This window comes from Pelagimonas sp., assembly GCF_050633425.1.
Classification (GTDB): Bacteria; Pseudomonadota; Alphaproteobacteria; order Rhodobacterales; family Rhodobacteraceae; genus Pelagimonas.
Map to the genome: position 1 here is coordinate 1 of NZ_JBOEGM010000063.1, position 7,825 is coordinate 7,825.

General features: G+C 55.7%; 10 protein-coding genes. 7 read left to right on the forward strand and 3 right to left on the reverse strand.

Annotated elements, in window-relative coordinates; all coding sequences use genetic code 11:
* Positions 1-695: 695 nt before the first annotated feature.
* The 6 genes from ACRBB0_RS26965 (at position 696) to ACRBB0_RS26990 (ending at position 4,542) form a co-directional block, all read left to right on the forward strand.
* Positions 696-1,037 (forward strand): hypothetical protein, encoded by a 342-nt coding sequence (locus ACRBB0_RS26965; protein ID WP_431377566.1) that lies wholly within the window; start codon positions 696-698, stop codon positions 1,035-1,037.
* A 96-nt stretch (positions 1,038-1,133) separates the two neighbouring features.
* Positions 1,134-1,565: a c-type cytochrome gene (locus ACRBB0_RS26970; RefSeq protein WP_035257139.1), complete on the forward strand. Its 432-nt coding sequence runs from the start codon at positions 1,134-1,136 to the stop codon at positions 1,563-1,565.
* A 10-nt stretch (positions 1,566-1,575) separates the two neighbouring features.
* A complete protein-coding gene (locus ACRBB0_RS26975) occupies positions 1,576-1,917 on the forward strand; it encodes a copper resistance CopC family protein (protein ID WP_035257142.1) in 342 nt (113 codons plus the stop codon).
* A gap of 2 nt (positions 1,918-1,919) precedes the next feature.
* Positions 1,920-2,786 (forward strand): copper resistance D family protein, encoded by an 867-nt coding sequence (locus tag ACRBB0_RS26980; protein WP_035257144.1) that lies wholly within the window; start codon positions 1,920-1,922, stop codon positions 2,784-2,786.
* Between the two features lie 8 nt (positions 2,787-2,794).
* Positions 2,795-4,114, forward strand: coding sequence for a multicopper oxidase family protein (locus ACRBB0_RS26985; RefSeq protein WP_431377567.1), 1,320 nt, complete (start codon positions 2,795-2,797; stop codon positions 4,112-4,114).
* Entirely contained in the window at positions 4,111-4,542 is a 432-nt protein-coding gene (locus ACRBB0_RS26990) for a c-type cytochrome (protein WP_431377568.1), read from the forward strand. Before ACRBB0_RS26985 ends, ACRBB0_RS26990 begins: the two co-directional genes overlap by 4 nt.
* On the opposite strand, the gene ACRBB0_RS26995 is transcribed toward ACRBB0_RS26990, so the two are convergent.
* Complete coding sequence (locus ACRBB0_RS26995) at positions 4,539-5,129, reverse strand: Crp/Fnr family transcriptional regulator (RefSeq protein ID WP_431377569.1); 591 nt, start codon at positions 5,127-5,129, stop codon at positions 4,539-4,541. The genes ACRBB0_RS26990 and ACRBB0_RS26995 overlap by 4 nt on opposite strands.
* 75 nt (positions 5,130-5,204) lie before the next feature.
* On the opposite strand from ACRBB0_RS26995, the gene ACRBB0_RS27000 reads away from it, so the two are divergent.
* A complete protein-coding gene (locus ACRBB0_RS27000) occupies positions 5,205-5,732 on the forward strand; it encodes a hypothetical protein (protein WP_431377570.1) in 528 nt (175 codons plus the stop codon).
* 156 nt (positions 5,733-5,888) lie between these two features.
* Here the strand turns inward: ACRBB0_RS27000 and ACRBB0_RS27005 are convergent, their stop codons facing one another.
* On the reverse strand, positions 5,889-6,584 hold the full coding sequence (locus ACRBB0_RS27005; RefSeq protein WP_431377571.1) for a hypothetical protein: 696 nt from the start codon (positions 6,582-6,584) through the stop codon (positions 5,889-5,891).
* A 151-nt stretch (positions 6,585-6,735) separates the two neighbouring features.
* A partial coding sequence (locus ACRBB0_RS27010) for a hypothetical protein (RefSeq protein WP_431377572.1) occupies positions 6,736-7,825 on the reverse strand: 1,090 nt, incomplete at its 5' end.

Consider the following 7,825-nt stretch of genomic DNA (forward strand, 5'->3'; position numbering starts at 1 on the left):
AGCATTGGTCACTCTGGGCTCTTTTTTCTCTTTCGCTGCACCATCAATCAATGTCCTCTGTGCAGTAAGGTCAGGATTCCTTGACGTCTGGTTCAAGATTGCATGACGCGGCTTACTGATTTGAGTCAGAAAAAATTTGGTATCGAGTCAAAGGCGCGCGACGTTCGACACTCTTGTTGTCGAACATCAGATGACGTTGACCTTTGCGTCATATTTTGACCTGATTGCTTCATTTTTCGGTCCCGTGGTTGTTGCGATTGATCTGACTTTTTCTGTGAAAATCAGTGCTGATTTGTAGGTCAGACGGCAAAGCCGCCTGCTCCTGCAAATCTGCCACGTGGCGAACGCGGATGGGGGCGAGGCAATGCTATTCGGCAGGGGGTGGTGCGGCCCGCAGCGCAGCGAGGACCCGGCCCTGTCTAATGGGATTGCCCGAGGGGGAAGGCTGCGCCTTCACCCTGACGTGACGCAGTGGCGTATCGCGCTTGCGCGAACCCCAAGGAACTAGAATATTTGATGTGGCAGGGCACTGGCCTGCCTCGATTCAAACCAGACCTTTGTTCAAAATGCAGCGAATGGGTCCAAAGAGCCCATTTTACCAAATGCTGCGCAATGCACGAATGTCGGCTCACGTTGCGGTGGGACGGGACTTGAGATAGCGTCACCGTGTGAAATACTTTCGAAACATAACGTCAATGTTGCTCGTAACACTTCTGGTCCTAATGACGGGACTGGGCGGTACAGCACATGCGTTGTCGAATGATTGTGCCAACGGGCATTGCGATGACCACGTGACCATGACCGTTACGGAACACCACGCCGGACACGTTTCGGGGGAAACAACAGATAGCACTACGCGCGGATCGCACGACATGGCGCATGAAGATTGCAATCCGCTCTTGTGCAATTTTCTCGCGCTCACTTGGGTGTCTTCCGAAGCCGTTTTTGACCAGTCTGAGGCCGCTTTGGCTTGGCAGGTTTCAAGCCACGCGGCGCTAGAAGAACCGGACAACCCGGACAGACCACCTAACCTTTGAAACAGGTTTCCGTCGCCGTTCACGGTTGTGAACGCGTTTTGATGTGCCGCGACGCGCTTGCGGCTTGCCCCTGTTTCACATGGTTAGGATTACCACATGAACCGAAACTATCTCCTAGTTGGCGCATGCGCCGTCGCAGCCGCTGCTGCTTACATCTTATTACGCCCCGCACCTGCCAATGATGTCGTGAATTCTGCACCGCCCGAAGGTAGCGCAATGGTTGCAATCCAGATGCCTCCGATCGACGGAAATGCCGCTATCGGGCAGCGCATATTCGAAAACGCTTGCGTCGCATGTCACGGCATCAACGCCGTTGGCGTTGAAGGATCGGGACCGCCGCTGATCCATGTTATCTATGAACCCAGCCATCATGCCGACGAATCCTTTCAGCGTGCGGTCGCGGTGGGCGTCAGAAGCCACCACTGGCGATTTGGCGACATGCCGCCGGTTGAGGGCCTGACCCGTGGCGATGTCGCCATGGTCATCGCCTACATCCGCGAAATTCAGCGCGCTAATGGAATTAACTGAGGAACATCCAATGAAAAAACTTGCTACACTTGCACTGGTTTCGACCCTTGCCACCGGTGCTTTTGCGCATTCCCGTGTGGACACCACGACGCCTGAGAACGGCGCAGTGATTGCCGACGTTCCCACCGAAATCAGCTTTAACTTCGCTGCCGATATCCGCCTGACGCGGGTGGACATGACCCATCAGGATCATCCCTCGGTAAGGCTTGATCTTGGAGACCAGACCAGCTTTGACCGCGTGTTCACGCTCCCGCTTCAAGGCATGGGGGAAGGCACCTATCGTATTGAATGGCGGGGCTTGGGGGTGGACGGGCACGCCATGCAGGGCGCGTTCACGTTCACGGTGGACTGAGCATGCTGGACATCTGGGGAATAGCGGCGATCCTCGCGAAGCTGATGCTATATATCGGCCTTGCCGGATCAGTCGGGCTTGTGATCATTCGAACCGCCTTTGCCGATCTGGTGTCGCCTGTGAGCGATAGGATACGCACAAGGGAAGCGCTGTTTGCAGCGTTTGCGCTTGTTGCCGCTATCCTTGGCTTCATGTTGCGTGGTGCCGCCCTGACGGGCGGGGCCGATGGTATGACCGATCCAGAAATGCTGGGTCTGCTGTGGCAGACACCGGTTGGCGATGTTCTGGTTTATCGGGTCGCTGGTACAGTGCTGATCATCATTGGAGTATTCACACCCCTTGTTGGCCAATGGATCGCGCTTGCCGGGGGAGTGATCGCCCTGTGGTCATTTACTCAAATCGGGCATGTCCCCGAGTTGGAGACAACCGGTGTCCGCTTGCTCTTGCTCCTGCACCTTCTGGGCATCGCATTCTGGATCGGCATCCTTGGCCCGCTTCGAACCTTGTCGCGACGGCCAGAGCACCTCACCAGCGCAGCCACCTTGGGGCATCGCTTTGGGCAAGCCGCTTCGTTGATTGTTCCCGGATTGATCTTGGCGGGATTACTGATGGCTTGGCTGTTGCTGGGCGATCTGCGAGCGCTGGTGGTAACCGGCTATGGGCAAACCCTTCTGATCAAGCTGGTGCTTGTCGGCGCGGTCCTGACGCTGGCCGCCGCAAACAAACTCCGTTTCGTCCCCGCTATGCAGGCTGGGGACGACAACGCCGCGCGCCATCTGGCGCGTTCTATCGAAATTGAAACTGCGGTCATTCTGGTGGTGCTTGCGGCCACCGCAACGCTCACCAGCGTTTTGACCCTACCGAGTTGAGGTATCCCATGAACAGGCGAGACTTCCTGATCACAACAAGCGCGGCGACTTTGTTCCCGCGCATCGCACTTGCATCGGCACCCATGGAGTTGGTTGCACAGCCGGTCACTGCACAAATCCTTCCCGAAGGCGAGCCAGCAACTCCGATGCTCGGCTTCAACGGCGGCACACCCGGCCCAGTGCTTCGCGCCCGTCAGGGCGACGCATTTGATATTCGGTTCCTGAACCAGAGTGGTGAAGGCTCGGCGGTGCATTGGCATGGCCTGCGCATCGACAATGCGATGGATGGCGTGCCGGGGATGACCCAAGAGGTTGTCGAAGCGGGCGATGGATTCGAATACCGCTTTCGTGCCCCAGATGCGGGGACATTCTGGTATCACTCGCACAACCGATCATGGGAACAGGTTGCCAAGGGCCTTTATGGTCCGCTGATCGTTGAGGAGCCGACGCCACCCGATGTGGATCATGATCTGATCATCATGATTGATGACTGGCGCATGACCGAAGATGGCACGCTCGCAGATGGCTTCGAAAACATGCACGATCAGGCGCATCAAGGGCGTCTTGGCAACTTTGCCCGTGCGCTTGTTGAACCGGTCACGCAAGTCCGTCACGGTGATCGTTTGCGTCTGCGGCTGATCAACGTCGCGACAGATCGGATATTCCCGGTAGAGCTTGAAGGCGTTGAAGGCAAAGTGGTTGCCTTGGACGGCATGCCGCTTGTGACTCCACAGGAAATGTCCGGCCTCATCCTCGCCCCGGCCCAACGCGCGGATATTATAGCCGATGTTACCTCAGCCACCTCAGCGAGCTTTGTCTTCCCGACGCGAGACGGCCCATACCTGCTGGGTGAAATCCCGGTTGAAGGGGCGAATACCACGCGACAACCATCGGAGATTTCCGTGCTGACACCAAACGAGATAGCGTCGCCTGACATGGACAACGCGGTTTCCCTGACCCTTACCATGGAAGGCGGAGCGATGAGCCGCCGTATGATGCAAGGCATGATGGGCGGCGATATTTGGGCGTTCAACGGCCAATCCGGTCTGACGGACACCCCGCTTCACAGCTTTGAACGCGGGAAAACCGCGCGCATTCGTTTGGTGAATGACACCCGTTTCCCGCATGGCATTCATTTGCACGGGCATCATTTCTTTGAGGTCGGGGCTGACGGTAATCTGGGCGCTTTGCGCGACACCACACTTGTGGACGCGGATGAAACCCGCGACATCGTTTGCGTGTTCGGCAACCCCGGCAGATGGCTGCTGCACTGTCACATGCTGGGTCATCAGGCGGCGGGGATGAAGACATGGGTGGAGGTCGCATGAAACGCTTTCTGATCCTCGCAGCATGTAGCCTCGCGACGGGCGCAATCGCCGGACACGAACTGGACGACCGAGATTTGACCAACGGTCAGTCCCTCTACGTCGAACATTGTGCGTCTTGTCATGGGGCCAATCTTGAAGGGCAACCTGACTGGCGCATGCCTAATGAAAACGGCGTTTTGCCTGCACCGCCCCATGATGAGACCGGACACACGTGGCACCACGACAATCAGCTACTCTTCGAATACACCCAGCTTGGTGGCGAAGAAGCGCTGGCAGCGCGCGGAGTAACCGGCTTTGCAAGCGGCATGCCGGGGTTTGGCGGCGCGCTTACCGACGACGATATTTGGGATATTCTGGCTTATATCCGCTCAACTTGGCCGGAGCGGGTTCAGGAAATCCAAGCCGGTCGCAATCCACCGCATGACTAAGAATGGCGGTCTTCTCTCTGAGGCGTGGGTGCATAGCTCCCACGCCCGGTTTTGACCAGTAATCCTTGATCGGAGAGGTCTTTTAGTGCCCGATAACAGGCTTCTTTGGTCAATCCAATCTGGCTGGCAAACTGCGTGACCGATCCATTCAGCTTGCCCAAGGCCACTGCCAGAAGAACCCGTTCATTTGCGGATTTTATGGCGTGCAGTGTCAATAGCTGGCGGTAGTCCTGGACCTGAATTGCCAATCTTTTTGTGATCCCTTCGGAAAACGCTGTGTCCTCGCGCAGGCGCAACAGATTGGCCTGTTTCGAAATCCGAACAACCTCGGACGGCGCGGAACAAACTGCGTCGCAGTGATAGTGATCCGAATAGATGGATGCCTCGGCAAACAGGTCGCCAGCCCGCGCGTTGTGGATCGTGACGGCATTTCCGGATTCTGTCACTCGGGTAAGGCAGACGTTGCCCGACTTGACGAAGAAAATTCCCATCGTCGGATCACCCTGCCGGAACACATGGTCGCCCTGGGCGCAACGCAGGCGTGACAGAGAGTTTACGTCCAACGCGTCGAACGGAGGTGGTAACATGTGATTTCAATCATAATCTGTTTCACCTCCGGGGTGTACCAAATCACCAATCCCAATTGCAAGAATGGACATCTCATGATCAGATCAACGCTCTGCGCCATCGTCGCGCTTTCGGCATTTCCTGCCGCCGCGCAACATGCCCACAATAGCTCAGGCGGACCGGTTGAGACGGGGCAGTCCGCCTTCGCCGCTATCGCTGAAATCGTCCAAATTCTGTCCGACGATCCAGACACCGATTGGAGCAAGGTCAACATTCAAGCATTGCGCGATCACCTTGTAGATATGGAGTTGGTCACGACAGAGGCGAACGTTCGGACGCAAAGTGAAGGCCGGATCGTCGAATTCAACGTTACCGGCGAAGGCGATGTAGCTGATGCCATTGGACGCATCGTACTCGCGCATTCACCCATGCTGGAAATGGCATCCGAATGGACAGTGACCGCCGAACCGTCCACGAATGGAGCGACCATGCGCATCGAAGTCGATACCGATCCGGAGTTTGCCCGCGTCCTCGGCCTAGGGTTCTTCGGGATCATGACAATCGGCGCGCACCATCAGGCACACCACTTGCAGATGGCGATGGGCACAGATCCGCACCACTGATACCTTGTCGAAAAGCCGTCGTTCGTACTTGCGCAGCGAATTCACCCTTCGTCCGCTCTCCGGACCTTGCCACCGACAGCAGCGAACGGCCGCTACTTGCGTAGCTCAGCATGCTCAAATTTCGGCAGTTTGATGGCACCGCTGTCATTGTCGGCGCTAGTAGTTCACCTGTTCGAAGCCGTAGTTTCCCTCATAGTCACGCCAATCGACGAAGACAGATCGTTGATAGATACCCGGGCAATTCTGGCCCCAACGTTCAAGTCCCACATGGGCCTCGGGCAGGGCAGTTATGGAAGATCGTTGCCAAGTGAAGTCACCTTGGGTGCCATATGTGCCTATATAAACGCTTGCACTACGTTCACAGTCTCCTTCGCTGCCAGCGTGATACTGGCGGGCATAGCGAACATCAAAGACGCGAATTGACCGCACGAAATTGAACTCAGGTCCGTTGATATCGATGTTCGCGCGATCCTGAACGAGCCGGAGTGCCTGGTCGGTGGGAACGAAATTGTCCACTAGCAAGGATTGGAGCGGTCGACGGCTGTCAGCCTGGTACAAGGCTTCAAGGATGTGGCCAGCGTTGTTTGATGGCCGATCGCCCTCATAGGAGGCGCCCATGGGACAGCGCCAGATTTGCAGCGGCGGTTCCACCGGCCAGGGCGTGATACGCCTGATGAATTCAGCGCGGGCCCGGGCGCAAGGGACGGAAGCAGGCCAGCCGCCAGACAGACACAAGAGGATCGCGCAATCGATCGGGTATGTCTGCGCGCGGGCGGGTGCAGGCAGCGAAAGGCCTGTCACGGTCAAAGCGACTGCGACCGAGGGGAGGAGCTTCTTGATTGGATGGCGCATGCTGAGAAACCTCCGTGACAGGAGTTCAGCATACATACGATAATATACTATCGCAACACTAAGTACAAAAACGCATAATGAAGTTTATGTTAAATTTAGAACGCATCAGGGGATATCTGCACCTCATAGACCACACGCAACACATTAAACCTTAAGCTAAGAAATTGATCTGAGATCGATAAAGCCTGCCATCTCGCAACTCTCCGCTTGAACCGTCAGAGTCACTTTCAATTTTGCCTCGGGCTAAATTTTCTTGAGCTTCATCAAGTACGTCATCTGGCAGTCCGTCGCTCTCAGCCTGCGCTTCCCAGTACTCAACTACGTCAGAGGCAACTTCAGTCTTCACCCGCGCGCGCGCAAATGTGCCTTTGGGGGTTTCAATCCTAAAGGGTAGCTCAAAAGTTGCTTCACGACCAAAGTATCCATCCTTCATATCCAACCGTTTGAGATCTTCGATCCCGGCAGCACGAAATCGCTCACTTCTATCGCGACTACCCGCGTAGAGGATAGTGTCAGCTCTATTTTCAGGATTGTCCCCAAATGGCGCGGCAACAAATCTTGACATGTTGGGAGCTCCGGCAAGGGTCAAACAGCGCGCGATCTTTCCGCGCGCCATAGTTTCGAGCGTTTGATCAACCTCGTCGTCTTCAATTTCTAATGGGGGAACCTCAGGTTCTGGATCGCGAATGACAAAACGACTGTTTGTAGCAAGGTCAGTCCGCGCTATTTCAAAGCCGGTAACGAGAGATTCTCCACAAATTGAGCTCGCAAATCGTATCGCATTTTTCTGCAAGACACCCCCGCTCAACTGTCTATTGCCATAGTCTGGCCCCGACTGGGTGCCCTTGCATTCAATAACATGCCACTTGCCGGCCCCGTCGACACCAACGAAGTCGGGCGATTTGCGAGGACCACTTTTCGCCTTAGACGCTGTAATGTTGCACCGAACACGGTGTGACAAACGATCAATAAAGTACTTTCCATCGCAGAACATTTGCAGGCCAAGAGCTCGTGACATCAAATGCATTGACATCCCCATCCCAAAATCATCGGAAAGAATAGTTTTTTGATGTGGATCAAGCTCTGAAAAATCATCACCTAATCTGAATTCGGAGTCAGGCGACAAAGCCCCAAAATAACGCATCCACGCCCAAGAAGCATTGATCGAATGACGCGCGGCATGCGACGGAACCGTGCAGTACCCAATCATCAACATGAAGGGGTCTGCTCCGGCTGGGGGC